At 61.1% G+C, this 20,257-nt stretch carries 13 protein-coding genes; 10 read left to right on the top strand and 3 right to left on the bottom strand.

From position 1 onward, the window contains the following. The first annotated feature begins 3 nt into the window (after positions 1-3). From JZX89_RS12885 to JZX89_RS12900, 4 genes are all read left to right on the top strand, one after another. Complete coding sequence (locus JZX89_RS12885) at positions 4-957, top strand: ABC transporter substrate-binding protein (protein ID WP_153515838.1); 954 nt, start codon at positions 4-6, stop codon at positions 955-957. Between the two features lie 235 nt (positions 958-1,192). Beyond that, a complete protein-coding gene (locus tag JZX89_RS12890) occupies positions 1,193-2,032 on the top strand; it encodes a siderophore-interacting protein (protein WP_207134255.1) in 840 nt (279 codons plus the stop codon). Then, entirely contained in the window at positions 2,025-2,303 is a 279-nt protein-coding gene (locus JZX89_RS12895; protein WP_207134256.1) for a phosphopantetheine-binding protein, read from the top strand. Before JZX89_RS12890 ends, JZX89_RS12895 begins: the two co-directional genes overlap by 8 nt. A gap of 75 nt (positions 2,304-2,378) precedes the next feature. Next, positions 2,379-5,204 (top strand): condensation domain-containing protein, encoded by a 2,826-nt coding sequence (locus JZX89_RS12900; RefSeq protein WP_207134257.1) that lies wholly within the window; start codon positions 2,379-2,381, stop codon positions 5,202-5,204. A gap of 150 nt (positions 5,205-5,354) precedes the next feature. On the opposite strand, the gene JZX89_RS12905 is transcribed toward JZX89_RS12900, so the two are convergent. Together JZX89_RS12905 and JZX89_RS12910 are read right to left on the bottom strand one after the other, a co-directional pair. Next, positions 5,355-6,701: a condensation domain-containing protein gene (locus tag JZX89_RS12905; protein WP_207134258.1), complete on the bottom strand. Its 1,347-nt coding sequence runs from the start codon at positions 6,699-6,701 to the stop codon at positions 5,355-5,357. A gap of 53 nt (positions 6,702-6,754) precedes the next feature. Further along, on the bottom strand, positions 6,755-11,212 hold the full coding sequence (locus tag JZX89_RS12910) for an amino acid adenylation domain-containing protein (protein ID WP_207134259.1): 4,458 nt from the start codon (positions 11,210-11,212) through the stop codon (positions 6,755-6,757). A gap of 81 nt (positions 11,213-11,293) precedes the next feature. Here JZX89_RS12910 and JZX89_RS12915 point away from each other — a divergent pair, with 81 nt between their 5' ends. The 6 genes from JZX89_RS12915 to JZX89_RS12940 all read left to right on the top strand — a co-directional run bounded on the left by JZX89_RS12915 (position 11,294) and on the right by JZX89_RS12940 (position 18,639). Beyond that, positions 11,294-12,469 carry an isochorismate synthase gene (locus JZX89_RS12915; protein ID WP_207134260.1) on the top strand — a complete coding sequence of 392 codons (1,176 nt, stop codon included), beginning with the start codon at positions 11,294-11,296 and terminating at the stop codon, positions 12,467-12,469. A gap of 29 nt (positions 12,470-12,498) precedes the next feature. Then, positions 12,499-14,124: a (2,3-dihydroxybenzoyl)adenylate synthase gene (locus JZX89_RS12920; RefSeq protein WP_207134261.1), complete on the top strand. Its 1,626-nt coding sequence runs from the start codon at positions 12,499-12,501 to the stop codon at positions 14,122-14,124. A 90-nt stretch (positions 14,125-14,214) separates the two neighbouring features. Continuing rightward, a complete protein-coding gene (locus JZX89_RS12925) occupies positions 14,215-15,084 on the top strand; it encodes an isochorismatase (protein ID WP_207134262.1) in 870 nt (289 codons plus the stop codon). A gap of 13 nt (positions 15,085-15,097) precedes the next feature. Continuing rightward, complete coding sequence (dhbA, locus tag JZX89_RS12930; protein WP_207134263.1) at positions 15,098-15,853, top strand: 2,3-dihydro-2,3-dihydroxybenzoate dehydrogenase; 756 nt, start codon at positions 15,098-15,100, stop codon at positions 15,851-15,853. Between the two features lie 28 nt (positions 15,854-15,881). Further along, positions 15,882-16,595, top strand: a complete 714-nt coding sequence (locus JZX89_RS12935) for a 4'-phosphopantetheinyl transferase family protein (protein WP_207134264.1) — start codon at positions 15,882-15,884, stop codon at positions 16,593-16,595. A 130-nt stretch (positions 16,596-16,725) separates the two neighbouring features. Then, positions 16,726-18,639, top strand: a complete 1,914-nt coding sequence (locus JZX89_RS12940; protein ID WP_207134265.1) for a PhoX family protein — start codon at positions 16,726-16,728, stop codon at positions 18,637-18,639. Positions 18,640-18,952: 313 nt separating this feature from the next. Here the strand turns inward: JZX89_RS12940 and JZX89_RS12945 are convergent, their stop codons facing one another. Continuing rightward, positions 18,953-20,257, bottom strand: a complete 1,305-nt coding sequence (locus tag JZX89_RS12945) for an HlyD family type I secretion periplasmic adaptor subunit (protein WP_153515850.1) — start codon at positions 20,255-20,257, stop codon at positions 18,953-18,955.

The raw sequence follows: 20,257 nt of genomic DNA on the forward strand, positions 1-20,257 counted from the left end.
GCCATGCGAATTGCCATCCTACTCGCCGCCTTTCTGGCCGCTGGAACGAGCCTTGCCGCCGAGCGCAGCGTGACCGATGCCGCCGGCCGCACCGTCACCGTTCCGGAAAAGCCGCAGCGCATCGTCGTCATGCACGAACCGCTCCTGGGTGTGCCGCTGATGGATCTCGGCGCCAATGTGGTCGGTGCCTATGGTCGCAATAGCGACGGCAAATTCGCCACCGCCGTCGATTTTATCGATACCGTTCTTGGCGAAGGCCGTACGAAACCCAAAGGTTTTGGCGCAGTCGGCCAGATTGATCTCGAAAAGCTGCGGGCGTTGCAACCGGACCTGATCGTGGCAACGGAAATGGATGGTGGCAAGGCCGAGCAGCTTTCCACCATAGCCCCCGTCTATCTGCAAAAGGTCAGCACCGGCCATGCCTATGGTTTCAACGTGGAAGAAAATCTTGCCGGTCTCGTGGGGCGGAGCGACGCTTTCGCCGAACGCCGGAAGGCCTATGACACCGAACTTGCCGCCATCAAAAAGACGCTGGGCGATGATGTCAAAGGCAAGACCTATCTGGCGATCCTGCTGACCGACCAGATCAATGCTGTCGGCGACATGTCCGGCGCAGTGCAGGCACTGGAGGATCTGGGTTATGCCCGATTGAAAATCGACAACGCCGCCTCTTCCGGCGGGCTTGGCTCCACCCTTACCATGCCGCTGAGCGCCGAGGCTTTCGGCAAACTCAATCCTGATCTGCTGGTGGTGATGAACAGCTATAACAGCCCTGCCCGCGGCGAGGATGGAACGCGCGCGGCACTGGAAAAGATCATTCCCGGCTGGGAACGTTTCGTGAAACCGGCCCGCGAAGGCAGGATCGTGTTCCTCGATTCCACCAGGGTCACGACGCCTTCCATTCCCAGCGCCCTGCACACGCTGGACGCGGTGGAAGGCTGGGCGGGCCGGCCCTGATATTCTTGAAAACAGCGCGTACCGGCGCGTATTTCATGTGCCGGCCATAAACTTGAGTTTTTGTGTAAAGTTATATTGCGACGGTCGGAAGCGCCTGTTATGGTTTACACATCTTGACGCAACGATGCCGGATTATCGCACCGGATGACACTTCCGACTAGCGATCATCCCGCACGCCGATCCGGGACAGCGAGACTGCCGAACCCGTCGGCAACATCCCACGAAAGACAACAGCATGAGCATAACCGACAGCATTGAAACCGCCGTTCCGGACCGTACTCCGAAACGTCATCGCCACGCCGTCAAGCTGCGCTGCCTCGATGTTGCGCGGGTGGAACAGCTCAGCCGGTCCATGGTGCGCATAGTCCTCACCGGAGCGGAACTGGAGGGCTTTGCGAGCCTCGGTTTTGACGACCACGTCAAGATGTTCTTCCCGCTTCCCGGCGAAACCGAGCCGAACCTGCCGGTGATCGGCCCGAACGGCCTTGAATTCCCGGAAGGCGCGCCGCGCCCGCTGGGGCGCGATTATACGCCGCGCAGCTTCGATGCAGAGAAAGGCGAACTCGCCATCGATTTCGCCACCCATCATGAAGGCCCCGCCAGCAACTGGGCGAAAGCCGCCAAAGTGGGCGACCGGGCGTGGATCGCCGGTCCACGCGGCTCTTTCACCGTTCCCTTCACCTATGACTGGCATTTGCTGATCGCCGACGATACCGGCCTTCCGGCGCTGGCGCGGCGGCTCGAAGAAATGCCGCAAGGCACACGGGCCGTGGCGCTGATAGAGGTCGAGACGGATGCGGATCGTCTGGACATCGCCACAAAGGCTGATGCTTCGATCGTCTGGGTGACGCAAAACACCGCAAGCGGAACCGATCACGACGCATTGACGGGCGCGCTGCGCAAGCTTGAGCTGCCGAAGGGTGATTTCTGCAGCTGGGTCGCCTGCGAATCGAAGACCGCAAAGGAGGTACGCACCCTCCTGATCGAAGAATTCGGTGCAAACCCCAAATGGACGCGCGCCTCCGGTTACTGGCGGCGGGGCGCCAGCGGCGTTCACGATCATTTCGATGAATGAACCGGCGGTCGCGGCAGATGCCATGCTGGAGGCGGGAACGATGCTGACGGACCTCAAGGCCCTTCTTGCCGGGGTTCTGGAGGATGAGGTGCGCGATATCGAACCGGGGGACAACCTGTTCGGCCACGGGCTTCATTCGCTTGCCCTCATGCGCCTCATCCCGCCGCTTTCGCGGCTTGCCGGAACGCGTCTCGACTATGACGATCTGGCCCGCCAGCCCACGCTTGCCGCCTGGCAGGCGCTGATCAAACCGGCGCGCGTGGGAGACTGATCCCCGCCAACAGGATTTTTCGCGCCTGGCGCGATGTCCCTGAACATTTCCCGGAACATGTCCAAGGAGAGGACCATGGCAGCAGACAATACGCGTATGCTCGCACGTCGCATCGAACAAAGCTTCGACAGAGGCGATGCAGTACCGCCGAGCCAATATGAAGAGCGGATCTGGTTCAAGCAGTTTCAGGATCCCGATCAGGTCTTCCGGCATCTTCTCGCCTACCGAATCGGTGAAGAATGCGACCTGTTGCGCCTGACCGCAGCGCTGAAGACGATCGGCGAAGCCTGGCCCGAGCTTCGCGCACGCTTTACTTTCGGAGAGGATGGCGCCCTTTCAAAAAGCATCGAAGCGCTGTCCGCATCCGATGTGCAATTGCTGCAGGTGCGATCGTCAGCGGAAGCCCTCGCCCTTCTGCACGACCTTCAGGCAAGGCCCTTCGACGCCGAAACCGACCCATCCTTCCAGGCGGTGGTGCTGTTGAATGAAGGGGAAATCCTGCTGGCCTTTCTGGTCCATGGTCTGCTCGGCGAAGTCCTTTCACCGAAGATATTGCTGGATGGCATTTCCGCCGCCTATGCCGGTGAGACACCGAAACCGCTTTCCGCTCGCAAGGTCGAAGATGGCGACATCAACCCGCTTCCACTCGGCTGGCTGCAGCGCCCGGCCTCCGGCTCAGCCGTCGTGGCGTTGCGGCAAAACAGGCCGGAGAGGCCGGCAAGCCACAGCCACGGCGTCGATCTTCCCGCCACCCTGCTCGGCCTCAACAGTTCTACCGCGACGAATGCGCTTCTGGCACGTGCCGGTGCGCGTTTCGCCCTGTTCCTCGCAGCAGGCGACGGTCCCGAAACCGTGACGCTCCGCCTGCAATCCGATGCCGCTACGCCACCTTCAGCGAAGGCTGCATCACGGATGTCGATCTCGCGTCACCAATCGCCCGAACAGGCTGAAAAAGCCGTACTGGCGGGACTGGAACAGCGAAACGGCAATGATGACGAGGCCACCACCTTCACGCTGCATGCGCTGGCGGCACCTGTTCAGCCCGTATCGGAGCATGGCCTCCAGTTCGAACCCCTGCTCCTGCCCTCCCTGCAATCCGGTCTTGGCCTCACCCTTGCCGCCGGCCCGACAGTCGCTGGCGACATCCGTCTCGAACTGACGGGCGGTAAGGAAATGTCGCCGCATGCGACGGCCTTCCTCCTGGAGCGTTTTGTCAGCCATCTCGAAGGCGGCGCGGATTTTTCCGGCATCGTACCTCAAAATGCCTCCGCAGCACCGGAGCAGCCGGCTCGCCTATCCGCCCCCCTTGGCGATGACGCCACCGCCGCCGCCATCCTTGCCGAATTCCGCGAGGCGCTCGCCTCACCCGATATGGGACCGGACGATGATTTCTTCGATTTCGGCGGTCATTCGTTGATTGCCACCCGCATCATCGGACGTCTGCTCAGCAATCACGGCATAGAGCTGCGTTTCAACGACCTGTTCAGCTATCCAACCGCCGCCGCGCTCGCCACCCAGGCGACCCGCCTCGAAACTGCAGCGCCTGCGCATGCGGAAGCGACGGAAACCGGCTCACAGACCGCGCCGCTCTCGCTGGCGCAGATGTCTCTCTGGAAGGCCTATGCCGCCTTTGGTTTCGGCGAGATATTCAACATCCCCTTCGCGCTCGATTTTCTCGATCCCGTCGATGAAAACGCTTTCGAATGCGCCTTCCTGGACATCATCGAGCGCCATCCCGGCCTGCGGACCCATTTTTACGTAGAGAACGACACGGTGCTGCAGAAGATCGTGCCGATGCATGATCTGCCCGGCTACAAATGGTTCTGGACCAGCGAAGAAAGCCAAGGCGTGGACCGGCATTCGGAAGCCGGCTGGCGGTTCGATCTTGCGCGTGAATTGCCGATACGGCTGCGCTTCCTGCGGGATGCGCAGACCGGCAGGCAGGTGCTGTCCTTCCTCTTCCACCACATCGTCCTGGACGAATGGTCGGTGAACCTGATGATGGACGAACTGACCGAGGCCTATAGGGCAAGGGCGGCGGGCAAGGCCCCGGTCTTTGCAACCAACCCTGCCCCCTTCCATGAATTTGCCAGAAAACAGGTCGTATCAGGCGTCAATACCGGCCACCTTGCCTATTGGACCGATATGTTGCGGGATGCGCCGAAGGGCCTTGCCCTCAACGGACAGGGTAGCGCGCCGCACGAGGCATCGCAGGACGAAGCACCGGCGGGCGGCTGGGTCGAATTCAAGCTTGAGAAGCACGTCAGCGACGGGCTTTACGCCATTGCCAAACAGAACAGCGCCTCGCTGTTCAACGTGGTTTATGCGGCAATCGCCGCATCGCTGCGTCACCTGGGTGGCTTGACCGATCTCGTGGTCGGCACCTCGGCTTCGGGCCGTACGGATAGTGGTTATTTCGACACCATCGGCTATTTCACCACGGTCGTTGCCCATCGCGTGCGCTTCGGCGAGAACATGACCGTTGGCGAACTGATTTCTTCGGTGAAGAACACCATCAACGGTTCGCTGGAACACAGCGAAATCCCGATCGATCTCGTTGAGGAAGCACTGGGCATGACGCCGGGCCGCGACCATCTGTTCGAGGTCTTCATCCAGATTCACGCCAGGAACAAGCTGAATGGCACGCTTGCCAGACCAGATGGCAAACCGGTGGAGTTCCGCCAGATCGATCCTGACAAGCACGAATCCATGCTTGGCCTGCAATTCGAGGTGATGGAAGAAATGATCGGCGGTGAACGCTCCATCCGCGTGCTGATGAGCTACCGCTCCGACCGTTACGGACCCAACGACGTCGAGCGGCTGCGCAACACTACCAGCGGCGTCTTCAGCCGCTTTGCCGAAGCCGGCGCTTCGAGCAAGGTGCTGACAACGCTCGCCTGAAACGCACAAAGGCAAATGGAAAACCCGGCTTCGCGTTGCGAGGCCGGGTTATTTTTTTGCTTATGACTGCTGATGCGAAAGTATCGTCACAGCCTCGGCATCCACGCGCCGACACACCGGATCAAATCCGGCAGGGCGGAGATCAGTCGCTCAAACCGCCAGACGGACGCTCGAGGACGCCTCTTCCACCGCAAGCGTCAGCGCTTCCCCCTGCAACATGGCATCGAGGAACAATGGCAGTTCCTCGCGATAACGCGCGAAATCCTCCGCTTGCGTCAGTGCCGAATCCGCATCGATATGCAGGTCCAGATCGCTGCCGTCATCTTCGCCACGGAAGGTAAGGTTGAACCCATCGCCGGGACCATTGGCAAGAATGTGCCGTGAGACGCCGAGCCCGGCAAAGACCGGCGCGCTGAAGGGCAGGACATTGATGAGCGGCGAGAAGAAAAAGCGCCGGCCCTTCGATATTTCCCGGTCGGCGGCAATCTGCTCGATGCGGTAACGGCCATGCAGGCGCTGGCGGCGCAGATTAGCGGCATTGCGCGCCAGAAATGCGCCAACGCTTTCCTGCGGCTCGATCGTGAGGTGGAAGGGCAGGATATTGACGAGCATGGCCGGCATATGCGCACCGACACTGCCCCAGCGGCTCATGAAAGGCAGCCACAAGGTCAGCACGTCACGATCCGGACGCGGCAGGACCCGGTGAAGATAAAGACCGGACAGCAGTACCAGAAGATCAGGCCAGCCGATTTCCAGACGGCCGGCTATCTGCTGTAACCGCGTGCTGAAACCCTGCGGCAAGGCCGCATCGGCATGCAGGCCGCCGCCGCCGTAATCTTCGCAATCCTTGTCCAGCACGGGCAGATCGGCGGATGCGACGAGATAGTCCGTCCAGAAATCGCTGTCCTTTTCGAAACGCCGGCTCTGCCTGTAGGCATCCTCTTCGGCAAGGAAACTGGCGAAGGGGTGGAAATCCGGTCCCGCTTCGCCCTTGCCGCAATAATGCCCGTAAAGCTGGCCGCAGCGCTGCTCCACCAGCGTCAACCCATAGCCATCAACGACGATGTGATGGGCGCGGATGTACCAGAGATAACGATCATCGGCGATACGGTAGAGCAGCTGCGCGGAAAGCCTGTCGGTTCTGAGATCCAGCCTCGCCTCCACATCGGCGTTCATGCGTCGCAGCGCCTCTTCAAAGGGCGCCGGGTCCGTGCGGAGATCGACAAGCGCCACCACCGGGGCATGGCCGGCATCGCAGCATTGCTGCGGCGTCTCGCCATCCTCACCGGTACGAAAACGGATCGACAGAACCTCGGACTCGCGCACCGTGCGGGTGATCGCCTGAAGGAGCGCGCTTTCGTTCACCGCACCGGAAAGATCGATGTAGTGGGCGACGGTGGAAACCGGCTCTTCGGGATGGAAGGAAAACTCCTCCCAGAAATCGAGTTGCGGCTGGGTCAGTGGAAGCCAGCCGCCGGCAGGATCGATATGCGCCATCTGTTTTTCCTTGAACTATTCCTGTTGCCGGGCGCCGCCCGAAATGGTTGGGATCACGCCGCCTTCGCAGCCAGAAGCGAAGTCACCTGCCTGGCGTTGCGGCACCGCAGAAGCTGCTGCGGCGTCAGTTCAACGCCGAAGGCGGTGCGGATTTCTGCCGAAACGGCCTTCAGATGCGATGGCAGGAGGCCAAGCGCGAGCAGGTCGCTGCCTGCATCCACCATCGCCGATTTTTTGCCCAGCACGCCAAGATAGATATCCAGCACCCGGCGGTCGCCCTGATCGACAGCGGCAGCCGCAGGTGCGGAGATTTTTACCGGTTCCGCGCCAACGACCGCAGCCATCAGCAACTCCCGCGCCCGGCGGCGATCCGGCTTGCCATTGGCCGAAAGCGGCAGGTCATCAACCTTGAGAAGCCGGCCGGGCACATGCGATTCCGGCAGATGGCTGCGGGCGAAATTGCGCAGATCAGCGCTGGAGAGTTCCAGGCCGGGCGCGGTGACATAAAGCACGCCAATAGCCGCCTCGCCCTTTTGCTCGACGCCATAATCCACCACCAGCACCCGCTGGATGGCGGGATGGCGAATGAGTTCGTTTTCCACATCCGGCAGCGAGACGCGCACGCCGCGCACCTTGACGTAGCCATTGACCCGGCTTGCAAACATGATCTTGCCATCCGGCCGGTAGCGACCCCGGTCGCCGGTACGGAAGGCGCGCACCGGCTTGCCTTCGGGATCATCCACCGTGACGAAATCAGTCTGGGTGATGGCGCCGTCCTCCAGATAACCGATCGCCACATTCACGCCGACCGTATGGATGCGGCCAACCACACCCGCCGGGCAGTGCTGGCCCTGATCGTTGAGGATGAAATAACGATTGGCTGGCAGGGGATGGCCATAGGGGATGGCCGCGACATCCTCCGCAACAATCTCGTGCCAGATGCTCCAGATCGTCGTTTCAGTCGGGCCGCCGAGCGATATCAGCCGCAGATCGGGCTTCAGCCGGCGCAACTCTTCGATGATGGCAGGCTTGATGTAATCGCCGCCCTGCGCCACGAGCCGGAGTGAAGCAAGCTGGTCGCCACGGCGGCAGGACAGCAGCATTTCAAGGATGGCCGGCACCGAGCACCAGAGCGTCACGCCATGTTCGGCCACCAGTTCGTTCCAGCGCACCGCATCCTTTTCTTCGCCGGGTTCCGGCAGCACCAGAGTCGCGCCTGCGACCAGCGCGCCGAAAACATCGAAGACCGACATGTCGTGATGCAGCGGCGTGACGGAAATGAACACGTCTTTTTCCGTCACCGCCCATTCAGCAAGCGTGCTGCCGATGACATTGGCGGTGGCGCGGTTGGAAAGCACGACGCATTTCGGCTTGCCGGTGGTGCCTGACGTGTAGAGATAATAGGCCGGTTCCTCGCTGCGGGAAAGCGCCCCCAGTTCCGCCAGGGCAACAGGCGTTCCCGCCTGTGCGGGCGTGGCGAGAAGCACCTCCGGATCGACGGCCTCGAAGCCCTGCGGAACGCTGCGGGCAACGATGATGGCCGGGCGGCAATTGGTTAGCAGATAGCACAGCCGGTCTTCCGGCGAGCTGGCATCAACAGGCACCCAGATGGCGCCGGTCAGTGCTGCGGCGAGTGTGATAGCCGTATGTTCAGGACTGCGCGGCAGGCACACCGCCACGACATCTCCCCGACCGATACCACGGGCTTTGAAGCCCGCCATCGCCCCGGCCACCATCTCACCGAGTTCGCCGTAGGAGATGCGCCTTTTGCCGCTGACGAGCGCGGTGCGCGACGGGTCACCCTCGAAAAGATGCGCGGCGATCCGTTCCAGAAATGGCGGGCAGACGAAACTCCGCTCGTCGCTATTCAGCCGATAATGGGACAGATCGACAATATCGCGTGCTTTGAAAGAGTAAGCGCCGCTATCCGTGATCGCGGCAATCGTGCGCTCGATGGCAGCGAGAATATTCCCGACCATCGCGGCATCGATCGCCTCTTCCGCATAGTCGATATCGAGGACGAGATCACCCTGCGGATTTTGTGAAAAGCGGAAATCCAGCGCCACCTGCGGCGTCTGTGTGAGACCATCCGTCCAGCGCATGGTCGATTCGGACGACAGCGTCGGCCAAGTTAGGCCATTGGTGATGACAACAGGCAAAGCGAGCCCGCCCGCATTGGCGTTGAGAAGCACGCGATTAAGATCGATACCGGAAAAAGCGAGGTGGTTCAGCCCTTCCAGTACATCCGTCTGCAGCCCCGCGGCCCGCTCGGCAAACTCGCCCTTGGCTCCTTCCCATTTGACCGCGATGAAGCTTGAGCGATTGGCAAAAGCCCCTTCCACCTGCGGCGCAACGGGAATGCCGACAACAAGCGCCCCCTCGTTCAGCCAGAGCGACAGCACATCGAGGATTACCGCCGTCAGCGCCGAATTCTTGAACAGCCGCTCTTTTGCGCCGATGCGTGAAAAGGCGGCGAAGCGCTGCTTTTCCACCGTCAGGCTTTGGCGGCTGTAGCGGGAAACGGAAATGGTCTCGAGCGCGGCCTTCCACGGCAGTTGCGAGGGTACCTCCGCATCCTTCAGCTTGTCAGCCCAATAGGCGGCGTCCTCGGCACGAGCCGCCGCGATATCCGCCTGCGGCGTGGCTACGGCAGCAGCGGTTTCCAAGGGCAGAACGCCGTCGAAAAGTTCCGCCGCCAGGCTGGCGATGGCTCGCCCGTCGAGGATAAGCGCATCAAAACGCAGGAAGGCCACGACACGGTCAGCCGTTGCCTCACGCGCTGGCAGGCGGAAGACCGTGACCTGCCAGGGAGAGGCGGAAAGATCAAAATGGGCATGAGAAAAATCACGGCGCACGGCGTCCATCCGCGCTTCCGCTTCGGTGGGAGACAGGGCGGAAAGATCAACAATATCAAGGTTGATCTTCAGCTCTTCGCTGACGACCTGCAACAGACGCCGCTCGTCGATGCGGGTGCGCAGGCTCTCATGCCGCTTCACCATTGCGGCGAGACGCGATTGAAGCAGCGCCGGATCGATGCTGCCACGATATTCGCGAAACTCCTGCATCGCCACGCCACTGAGCGGCAGATGGGTGCCACGACCAAGAAGATAGGCCTGTTGCAGGGGCGAGAGCGGGCGTTCCATCAGTTTTCCTTTTGTTTCGGCTGTGGCTTTCGACACCTGTGCGCCGAATCGCTCCGCATTCGCGGAGATGAGATCGGGGCTGGCAGCCAGTTGGCGAAGAAGGGCAGTGTAGGTGTCGAACAGGACGCGGAGCCAGCGTTCCGGCAGGGCGTCGAGCCGCACATCCCAGTTGATCAGCAATCCGCCATCCACCGCCGCGACCTGCGCATCCAGCGCGACACCCGGCCCCTGCGAGACGGTATGGACCATCTGACCGAACACCCGCCCAACCTTTTCCGAAAACAGCTCTCCTCCCCCCAGATCGACACCGGCGGTAAAGACGATTGGCGAGGTCTGCAAACCGCCGCGCAGACGCGAGAGGTCACGCATGACGCTGACGCCCGGATAGGATTGATGGGCAAGAACGTCGTTCATCTCGTTAAACAACCGCCGGAGCAGCGCTTCGAGGCTTTCATCCGGCCTGATATCGACGCCAAGCACCAGCACATTGGAAAATTCGCCGGCGATGCCATCGACCCCTTCCACCAGCGGCGCACGCCAGAAAGCCGGCACGGAGAGCCTGAATTTCTGCGCCTGTGTCGCCTGCGACAGCGCCACGGCGAAAATACCGAGCAACAGGGCCGATGTCGTCACCGAGCAACGCCGCGCCGCCTGTTCCAGACTGCCTCGTTCGGCCGCTGAAAGCGTGGTGGCGAAGCGATCCGTGTGAACGGCACGGGTGGCGTCTTCCGGCAAAAATGGCAGCGGCGGCGCATCGGGAATATCCGCAATATGCTGTCGCCACCACAATCGGTCTCTTTCACGCAGGGTCCTCTGCTCCGGATCGGAGGCAAGACGCTCCACCCAGTCGAAAAAGGAGGGCGTCACCTCTCCCGAAAGCGCGGTTTCGTCTTTGCCTTCGCCCTCTTCGTAAAGCCGGGCGAGGTCCTCCATCACGATCCGCACACTGGCCGGATCGATCGCCAGCATGTCGGTGTCTACATGCAGCCGGCTGCGTCCCTGCGGCAGCAGGCTGAGCGAGACCGCCGCCGGTGATGCGATGCGCAGATCCGTTTGCCGATGGCTCCAGTCCCGCCGTTTTGCCTCGAGCCGGTGCGCAAGCGCCTCCGAATCGAGGGCGGCCAGGTCCTCGACATCAAGGCGGAGCGGCCTGCCGGCAGGATCGACGGATTGACGCCCTTCAGCATCGATCCTGAGGCTCAGCATGGGGTGACGCCGGCAAAGCTTTTCGACCGCAACAGCCAGTTTTTCCACGTCAAACGCCCGCCCCTCGAACTCGAGATAGAGATGGGGCGTAACTTTTCCGAGTATCCCATCTGCCTCTCGGCCGACCCAATAGGCTACCTGCATCGGGGTTAAATTTAGCATGTGAGTTTGCACCGATTGACAAAACATGATTATCATAATCAAGTATAAGCCATCGTCAACCACTCGAACAGGAGGCATCCCATGAAAACGGGAGCACTCAGGACGAATGACGTCGAATCCGACGAAATTACTGATTTTAATAGAGAATTTTTGTTCACCTCCGGCACGGGGCAGTTGCGGGCCGAAGGTATTCGCGAAAGGATAACCCTTCCAGCCCGCGGTGGCGAAGACATGGCAAGCCCTTTGCAGCAGGCGATTAAGGGCGCTTTCGAACAGGCGCATCGGGCTGGACAGGACAATCCGATCGCTATCGGCGCAATCCCCTTCGATGTCAGCGAACCATCATGCCTTTACATCCCCAACAACTATGAGTGGAGCCCGCGCGAAGCGGTTCCGGTTGCCACTGATTCGGCCATGCCGGCGCTTGTCGGCCAGAACAGCCTGCCGGACGAGGCCGGTTTCAAACATGCCGTCGAGCATGCCATCATCAATTTCCGCCATTCCGAAGTGCGCAAGGCGGTGCTTTCCGTCATGCGTGAACTGACCTTCGCCTCCGAGGTCAATGTGGAAAGATTGCTGGCCAGCCTCGCCAAGCAGAATCGCGAGGGCTACCAGTTCCGTATTCCGCTTCCAGATGGCGGCGACCTGATCGGCGTCAGCCCGGAACTGCTCATCCGCAAGCAGGGTGAGAAGATCATCTCGAACCCCTTGGCCGGATCGGCAAAACGCATGACCGACCCGGTGGCGGACAATGCCAATGCGGACCGGCTTTCGGCGTCGGAAAAAGACCATTACGAGCATAGTCTGGTGATCGAGGATATCCGCTCGCTGCTTTCGCCATGCTGCGCGGAACTCGACGTTCCGGAAAAACCCTCCCTCATCAATACGGCCGCGCTCTGGCATCTTTCCACGCGCATAGAAGGCCGTCTTGCCGATCCCGAAACCAACGCGCTGCAACTGGCGTGCCTGCTGCACCCGACACCGGCCGTTTGCGGTTTCCCGACCGAGCGCGCCCATCGTCTCATCCGTTTCGTTGAACCCTTCGAGCGTGGCCTGTTCACCGGCATGGTCGGCTGGACGGATGCGCAGGGTAACGGCGAATGGGTAGTGACGATCCGCTGCGGCACCGTGCAGCGCCAGACCGTGCGGCTTTTCGCCGGTGCCGGCATCGTGGAGGCCTCGGAACCCGAATCCGAATGGGCAGAAGTGCAGACCAAGCTCAAAACCATGCTGAACGCCTGCGGTCTTTCCGCCTGAGCGCGACCGAATTTTTCCAGGGACAAACCATGACAATCGAATTTGAACGCTGGCCCGACGATCTGGCGCGCCGATACCGCGAGCGCGGCTATTGGATCGACAGGCCATTGAGCCGCATCCTCGCCGAACAGGTGCAGCGCCAGCCGGATGCGACGGCGCTGATCTGCGGTGAGCGCCGCTTCACCTATGCCGAACTCGACCGGCAATCCTCCAATCTCGCCGGCCATCTTGCGGCGGCAGGCATCGGCAAGGGCGATACCGCGCTGGTGCAATTGCCTAACATCGCCGAGTTTTATCTCGTCTTTTTCGCATTGATGAAAATCGGCGCGGCACCCGTCAACGCACTCTTCAGCCATCGCCGGCTGGAAATGACCTCCTATGCCGAGCAGATCGCGCCGAAGCTGGTGATCGCCTCGCGCAGCCATGAGCTTTTCGCCAATGACGCGTTTCTGGACGGGCTTAAGGCTACCTCTCCGCAGCTCTCCCTGACCCTGTTGCTGGGCGCGACGGAGCCACAGCGCGGCCTTGAACCGATGCTTGCCGCGCCTGCGGATAATCCGCCGGCCTACGCCTCCTCGGCGGCAGACGAGGTTGCGCTGTTCCAACTCTCCGGCGGCAGCACCGGAACGCCGAAACTGATCCCCCGAACGCATAATGACTATGATTACAGCGCCAGGGCCAGTGCGGAGATTTGCGAACTCTCGCCGCAGACCCGTTTTCTTTGCGCCATTCCGGTGGCTCATAATTATCCGATGAGTTCACCCGGCGCGCTCGGCGTCTTTCACGCCGGCGGCACGGTGGTCATGGCGGCCAATCCGGAACCGCTTGCCTGCTTCGATCTCATCGAAAAACACGGCATCGACATGGTGCCGCTGGTACCGCCGGCCGTGGCGTTGTGGTTGCAGGCAGCACCCGCACATCGCCAAAGGCTGAAATCCCTCAGGCTGTTGCAGGTTGGCGGCGCAAGCTTCGCCGAAGCGCTGGCCCGCCAGGTGCCGGAAGTGCTGGGGTGCGCGCTGCAGCAAGTCTTCGGCATGGCGGAAGGTCTGGTGAACTATACCCGCGCCGGTGATCCCGACCATCTCGTCTTCACCACGCAAGGGCGGCCGATCAGCCCGGATGACGAAATCCGCATTGTCGACGAGGATGGCAACGATGTGCCCGAAGGCGAAGCCGGCATGCTGGCAACCCGCGGCCCCTATACGTTCCAGGGTTATTACCGCGCCGCCGAGCACAGTGCCCGGGTCTTCGACAAACAGGGCTTCTATTACTCCGGCGATGTCGTGCAGCGCACGCCCGAAGGTTATCTGCGGGTCGTCGGCCGGGTGAAGGACCAGATCAACCGCGGCGGCGAAAAAGTTGCCTCGGAAGAGGTGGAAAACCTGATCCTGCGGCACCCTGATGTGACGCATGCCGCGCTGGTGGCGATGCAGGACGAACTTCTCGGTGAGAAAAGCTGCGTCTTCGTCGTCTCGCGCAATCCCGCGCTGAAAGCGCCGGCCATCCGCCAGCATCTCGCCGCTCTCGGCGTCGCGGATTACAAGCTGCCGGATCGGGTGCGTTTCATCGACGCGATGCCGCTCACCGCCGTCGGCAAGATCGACAAGAAACACCTGCGCGACCTACTTGCGGCACCCGTCGCCGTCAGTGCCTGACACGCGCTCATATCGAAAGGGACGCTCAACTGGGCGTCCCCAAACCACGAGATTACGCGCCGCCCGGCGCGCCAAACCACCGAGGTCTTCATGACGATCCCTACTATCTCCGATTATCCGATGCCGGTTGCCACGAGCTTTCCGACCAACAAGACAAAATGGCAGCCCGATGCCAAGCGCGCCGTGCTGCTCATTCACGACATGCAGCGTTATTTCCTGCGGTTTTACGAAGCCGACGGCAAGCTGATGACGACCCTCATAGACAATCTCGCGAAGGTGAAGGCCTGGGCGGTTCAGAACGGCGTACCGGTCATCTACACGGCTCAACCGCATGAACAGCCGCCGGGCGACCGGGCGCTCCTGAACGACATGTGGGGACCGGGCCTTACCGTCGTCGACCCGGAACTGCAGAAGGTGGTGGATAAGCTCGCCCCGACACCTGATGACGTGGTGCTGACCAAGTGGCGCTACAGCGCCTTCCAGCGTTCCGATCTTACTGAACGCATGAAAGGCTGGGGCCGCGACCAGATCATCGTCGGCGGCGTTTACGCCCATATTGGCTGCATGATGACGGCGGTGGAAGCTTTCATGAAGGATATCCAGCCCTTCATGATCGGCGACGGGGTTGCCGATTTTTCGGAAGCCGAACATCGCATGGCGCTGCAATATGTAGCGACACGTTGCGGCGTGGTGATCGACACCGCACGCCTCACCGGCACCGAGCAGGCCACAGACACCCGCGATTGGCTGAAAGCCCGCGTTCTGCAAATGGTGGAGGACGAAAGCGAGATCGACCCGGATGAAAACCTGATCTTCTACGGGCTGGACTCGCTGCAGGTCATGAAGCTTGCCGGCGAGTTGAAGGAACGCGGCGTCACCGTCGGCTTTGATGAGCTTGCGCGTGTGCCCACACTTTCCGCCTGGTGGGCGCTGATCGAAGAAAAGCGGCTTGCAGCCTGAGCGGACGGACAAGATGACGCAACATAGATTTACCGGGCGGCGTGTGCTGGTGACAGGCACGGCCCAAGGCATCGGCCGCCGCATCGCCGAACGTTTCATCGAGGAAGGGGCCGAGGTTATCGGCCTCGATCTTCTGGCCGACACAACCGAAGCCTCCTTCCGCCAGATTACCCTCGATATCACCGACGCTGCGGCGGTGGAAAGAGTAGGCAAGGCAATCGAAAGCGAATGGGGTGGTCTTGATATTCTCGTCAATGCCGCAGGCATTTTGCGGCTCGGCGACAGCGAAAGCCTGACGCCGGAAGACTGGAAAGCCTGCATGGATGTCAATGCCGCAGGCCCGTTCTATCTGCTGCGGCAATGGAGCGGCATCTTCAAGCGGCAGCGGCGTGGCGCAATCGTCAATGTCGGCTCCAATGCCGCCGTGGTACCGCGCATCGGCATGCTGGCCTATTGCGCTTCCAAAGCGGCGCTGGTCAGTCTCAGCCATTGCGCCGCCCTTGAGCTTGCGCCCTATGGCGTGCGCTGCAATGTGGTCTCACCCGGCTCCACCGATACGCCGATGCTGGCCGGTATGCTGAACGATCCCGACGGCAAGGAGCGGCTGGTTGCTGGCTTGCCGGGGCAGTTCAAGCTTGGCATTCCACTCGGCAAGATCGCAAGGCCGGACGATATTGCCGATACGGTGCTGTTTCTCGCCTCCGATCAGGCTGGCCACGTGACGATGCAGCAGATCGTGGTCGACGGCGGCGCAACGCTCGCCGCCTGACCTCGACCGCTGGATGAGGGTGACGGACATGGCCATCGCAACAGCGTTTCATCGCAAAGCCGCCTCCGGCGATCCACCCGAGGCCATCTGGCCTTGGCCGGGCGACAGATGCGATTGCCATTGCCTCACCCTTCGTTACAGCGACGACGAAGGTTGCGGCGGCGAGGTCCCTCCCTTGCCGCCGCAGCTTTTGCACGCTGCGGCCCGACGCAGGGCGGAATTCATCGCCGGGCGCAGATGCGCGGCGGAAGCCATACGCCATCTCACCGGCCGGCCCATTTTTCCAGGCATGGGAGAGGACCGCGCGCCGATTTGGCCCGAAGGCGTGGTCGGCGCGATTTCCCACAGCCGCGACCGGGCGATTGCCGTTGCTGGCTCCGACAGGCGCTTCTGCGGCATCGGCATTGATATCGAAAAGCTTTTGACCGAAGAGGAAGCCCGCGATATTGCCCCACAGGCTTTGACAGCGAATGAGCGTCACAAGCTAGGAAAAGGCATTGATCCCTTCATGACCGGGCTGATTTTTTCAGCCAAGGAAAGCCTGTTCAAGGCGCTTTATCCAACTGTGAAACGGCTTTTCTTTTTTGAGGCGGCCGAATTATCCGCTTACGATGCCGATGGCTCGGGCTCACTTCGACTGACCGCCGACCTCACCGGCAATTGGCGTGAGGGAACTGAGATTTCCTTCCGCTTTGGCCATTTCGACGGCCTCGTGCTTACGCGCGTCCTTCTCCCGCAATGAGGGAAAAATGGCAAATTCTGTTCTCACAATCTCATATTTAAAGCCACTCCTCCCGTCATCCGTGTGAAATACTCAAGCGGTACGCAGCTTGTTGGAATGATTCCAAACATGTAAACGGTGGAGATACGATATGACCGACATCGATACGAGCAAGCTGTCCTGGGACGAATGGGATGAACTGCAAAACCCGCCGCCGGCCGAAACCGATTTCGACCGCGTGGTCGAGACCGCGATTTCCCGCCGCGGTTTCCTCGGTGGCGTGCTGGCCTTCGGCTCGGCCGCAGCTGCCATGGGCACGCTCGGCAACCTGATGACCAGCACTTCGGCCGAAGCGCAGGAAGCCGCCGCCGGCCGCTTCCCCTTCAAGCCGGTAGCCGCCGCCACCGACCACACCATTCACGTGCCGGAAGGTTACAGCTGGAAGCCGGTTGCCAAGTGGGGCCAGCCGCTGTTCTCCAACGTTCCCGATCTCGACCCGGCCAAGGCTGTCAGCGTTGAAAACTCCGACAAGGTCTTCGGTGAAAACACCGACGGCATGGAACTCTTCATGGTCGGCGCCCATCAGCTGATCGCCGTCAACCATGAATACGTAAACCCGGAAATCAACCTCCCGCACACGGACAAGGGCAACCCGAAGACGGCCGACGACGTGAAGATCCTGCAGAACATGCAGGGCGTTACCGTCATGGAAGTCGCGGAAGGCAACGAAGGCTGGGAAATCGTTCTCGACAGCCCGTTCAACCGCCGTATCCACCACAATACACCAATGAAGCTTTCCGGCCCGGCCGCAGGCTCCGATCTCGTCAAGACCGCCGCCGATCCCGATGGTGTCGACTGTCTCGGGACCTTCAACAATTGCGGTGCCGGCCGCACGCCCTGGGGCACCTACCTCACCTGCGAGGAAAACTTCAACGGCTATTTCGGCACTGCCGATACCGCCTTCAAGTTGCCCGATGACTACAAGCGTTATGGCATCGTCGCCGAGACGCGCTACGCCTATGAGAAATTCGACGCACGTTTCGACGTTGCCAAGAACCCGAACGAACCACGCCGCGCCGGTTACGTGGTCGAGATCGATCCTTCGGACGCCTCCTCCACCCCGATCAAGCGCACCGCGCTTGGCCGCATCAAGCACGAAAACGCCGCCATGGTGATTGCCCGTGACGGCCGCGTCGTCGTTTACATGGGTGACGACGAGCGTGGCGAATTCCTCTACAAATTCGTCTCCAACGGCATCTATGTTCCGGGCGGCGATACCTCCAAACTGCTCGACGAAGGCACGCTCTACGTCGCCAAATTCTCCGAAGACGGCGCTGGCGAGTGGATGGCTCTCACGCCTGAAACCACCGGCATGAAGATCGACGAAATCTGCGTCTTCACCCGTCAGGCCGCCTCCAAGGTGGGTGCGACCACCATGGACCGCCCGGAATGGGTCGCCATCAACCCGGTCGCCATCGAAGCCTATTGCGCGCTGACCAACAACAGCCGCCGCGGCGAAATGAAGGACGGCAAGCTGCGTGCGAATGCCGGCGGCGACGCCATGGCAATCAATGCCGCCAACCCGCGCGAGAAGAACGAATATGGCCAGATCGTGCGCTGGTATCCGGAAAATGACGACCATGCCGATCCAAAGTTCAAGTGGGACCTGTTCTGCATGGCCGGCAACCCTTCCGTTCACAAGGACGCCTTTGCCGGCTCCTCGAACATCAACGAAGGCAACATGTTCAACTCGCCCGACGGCATGATGTTCGACAGTACCGGTCTCCTCTGGATCCAGACAGACGGTGAAGACAGCAACGAAGGCAACTTCGCCGGCCAGGGCAACAACCAGATGCTGGCGGGCGACCCGGCCACCGGCCGCATCGAGCGCTTCCTGACCGCGCCAAAGGGTTCCGAAGTCACCGGCCAGACATGGTCCGGCGACAAGCGCACCCACTTCGTCGGCATCCAGCACCCCGACGCCCCCTTCCCGGACGGCGAAGGCAAGCTGCCGCGCTCTGCCGTCATCGCCATCAAGCGTGACGACAACGCGCAGATCGGCTGACGCATAAGCACAAAAGAACCGGCTGCCCGTACAATGGAAAGCCGGTTCTATGATAAAAAACGCCGTGCGCCTGAAGGATGCACGGCGTTTTTCTTGAGGGTAATATCGACGCTTCGTTTTTTCGGAATTCTGTGTGGCCGGCTTTTCGTCACAAGCCGCATCGTTTTCAGAAAGAAATGCCGGTTAGGTCGGCACTGAGCTTCTGCTCACCCTCATCCCAACCGTTTACGGGAAGGATGGGCAAGACCTCTGCTGGCCGCCTGTCCTTCCCGTCGCGGCGCTTCTGCCGGCCGATAACCCGACGCACAAACCGTCAGACCTCGCGGAACGTCCGGTTAGCCTGATCGAGCAGAGGCTTGAGAAAATACGACAAAACGCTTCTCTCACCGGTAGTGATAAAGGCTTCCACCGGCATGCCGGGCATCAGGCTGAATTCCCCAAGCCGCTTTATCTGCTCCGGAGAGGTTGCAACACGCACCACGTAGTGGCTGGCACCTGTTCGCTGATCCACCGTCACATCCGCAGAAATACGCTCCACCGTTCCGGTGATTTCCGGCGTGGTCTTCTGGTTGAAGGCGGAGAAGCGCAGGTTCGTCAGCTGACCATAATAAATCTGGTCGATATCCTGCGGCGCAACCTTGGCCTCAACCACCAGCTTGTCCACCTCCGGTACGATCATCATGATCGGCTCACCGGGCGCCACAACACCGCCGACGGTGTGCACTGAAAGCTGATGCACGACGCCATCCTGCGGCGCGATGATATCGACACGTTTCAACTGGTCTTCAGCCGCCACGCGCCGCTCGACATATTCGCCGATGCGGGCTTCCATTTCACGCAGGTCCGAGCCGACCTCTTCCGACCATTGCTCATCAACCTGAAGGATTTGCAGTGCCGTTTCACTGATCTTCGCCTCGACGCCGGCAATGCCCGCCATCAGCCGACCGATATCGCCTTCGATATCCGTCGCCTGACGCTCCAGCGTGCTGAGCCGGCTTCTTTCCATCAGGCCCCTTTCGTGCAGGGAGCGAAAGCGGTTCAATTCCTCATCGACCATCCCTTGCTCGCGGAAATTTGCTGCCCGCTCAGCCTCCATGCCGGTTATCTCATCACGAAGCTGTCGCACACGCTGTTCGAGCTGGCTTTTTTTGCTTTCACGGACGGCCTTGCGGGTTTCATAAAGACGCTGCTCCGCGTTCATCGCCGCGGCAATCTCGGCATCATCGGCCCGAACGAGCAAAGCCTGCGGAAACACCACGCTACCGGCTCGGTCGCGCTCAGTTTCAAGCCGCGCCTTGCGAGCGGTAAATTGATCGAGGCTTTTGACGACGATGGCCAGATTGGCCTTCGTCATTGTCGCATCAATGCGCATCACCACATCGCCAGCCTTTACCCGGTCGCCGTCGCGCACCATCAGCTCGCTGACGACGCCGCCCGCCGGATGCTGGACTTTCTTGAGGCTGGTTTCAACCACCAGCGATCCCTGCGCAATTACCGCGCCGACAATCTCCGTGCCAACCGCCCAACCGCCGAACAGGCCCGTCAGGGTCAGAAATCCGAGACCTCCGACAACAAGGTGATTGCGGATCGAGCGCCTGAGTGTCTGCCATTCATCCAT

The organism is Agrobacterium burrii, from assembly GCF_017313405.1.
Lineage (GTDB): Bacteria > Pseudomonadota > Alphaproteobacteria > Rhizobiales > Rhizobiaceae > Agrobacterium > Agrobacterium burrii.

What these genes read in the sequence shown, in the direction of transcription:
- JZX89_RS12895 (WP_207134256.1), top strand. Translation starts at nt 2,025, where the DNA reads ATGAATGAACCGGCGGTCGCGGCAGATGCCATGCTGGAGGCGGGAACG.
- JZX89_RS12940 (WP_207134265.1), top strand. Translation starts at nt 16,726, where the DNA reads ATGACCGACATCGATACGAGCAAGCTGTCCTGGGACGAATGGGATGAA.
- JZX89_RS12945 (WP_153515850.1), bottom strand. Translation starts at nt 20,257, where the DNA reads ATGGATGAATGGCAGACACTCAGGCGCTCGATCCGCAATCACCTTGTT.
- JZX89_RS12890 (WP_207134255.1), top strand. Translation starts at nt 1,193, where the DNA reads ATGAGCATAACCGACAGCATTGAAACCGCCGTTCCGGACCGTACTCCG.
- JZX89_RS12925 (WP_207134262.1), top strand. Translation starts at nt 14,215, where the DNA reads ATGACGATCCCTACTATCTCCGATTATCCGATGCCGGTTGCCACGAGC.
- JZX89_RS12935 (WP_207134264.1), top strand. Translation starts at nt 15,882, where the DNA reads ATGGCCATCGCAACAGCGTTTCATCGCAAAGCCGCCTCCGGCGATCCA.
- JZX89_RS12920 (WP_207134261.1), top strand. Translation starts at nt 12,499, where the DNA reads ATGACAATCGAATTTGAACGCTGGCCCGACGATCTGGCGCGCCGATAC.
- JZX89_RS12905 (WP_207134258.1), bottom strand. Translation starts at nt 6,701, where the DNA reads ATGGCGCATATCGATCCTGCCGGCGGCTGGCTTCCACTGACCCAGCCG.
- JZX89_RS12885 (WP_153515838.1), top strand. Translation starts at nt 4, where the DNA reads ATGCGAATTGCCATCCTACTCGCCGCCTTTCTGGCCGCTGGAACGAGC.
- dhbA (WP_207134263.1), top strand. Translation starts at nt 15,098, where the DNA reads ATGACGCAACATAGATTTACCGGGCGGCGTGTGCTGGTGACAGGCACG.
- JZX89_RS12910 (WP_207134259.1), bottom strand. Translation starts at nt 11,212, where the DNA reads ATGCTAAATTTAACCCCGATGCAGGTAGCCTATTGGGTCGGCCGAGAG.
- JZX89_RS12915 (WP_207134260.1), top strand. Translation starts at nt 11,294, where the DNA reads ATGAAAACGGGAGCACTCAGGACGAATGACGTCGAATCCGACGAAATT.
- JZX89_RS12900 (WP_207134257.1), top strand. Translation starts at nt 2,379, where the DNA reads ATGGCAGCAGACAATACGCGTATGCTCGCACGTCGCATCGAACAAAGC.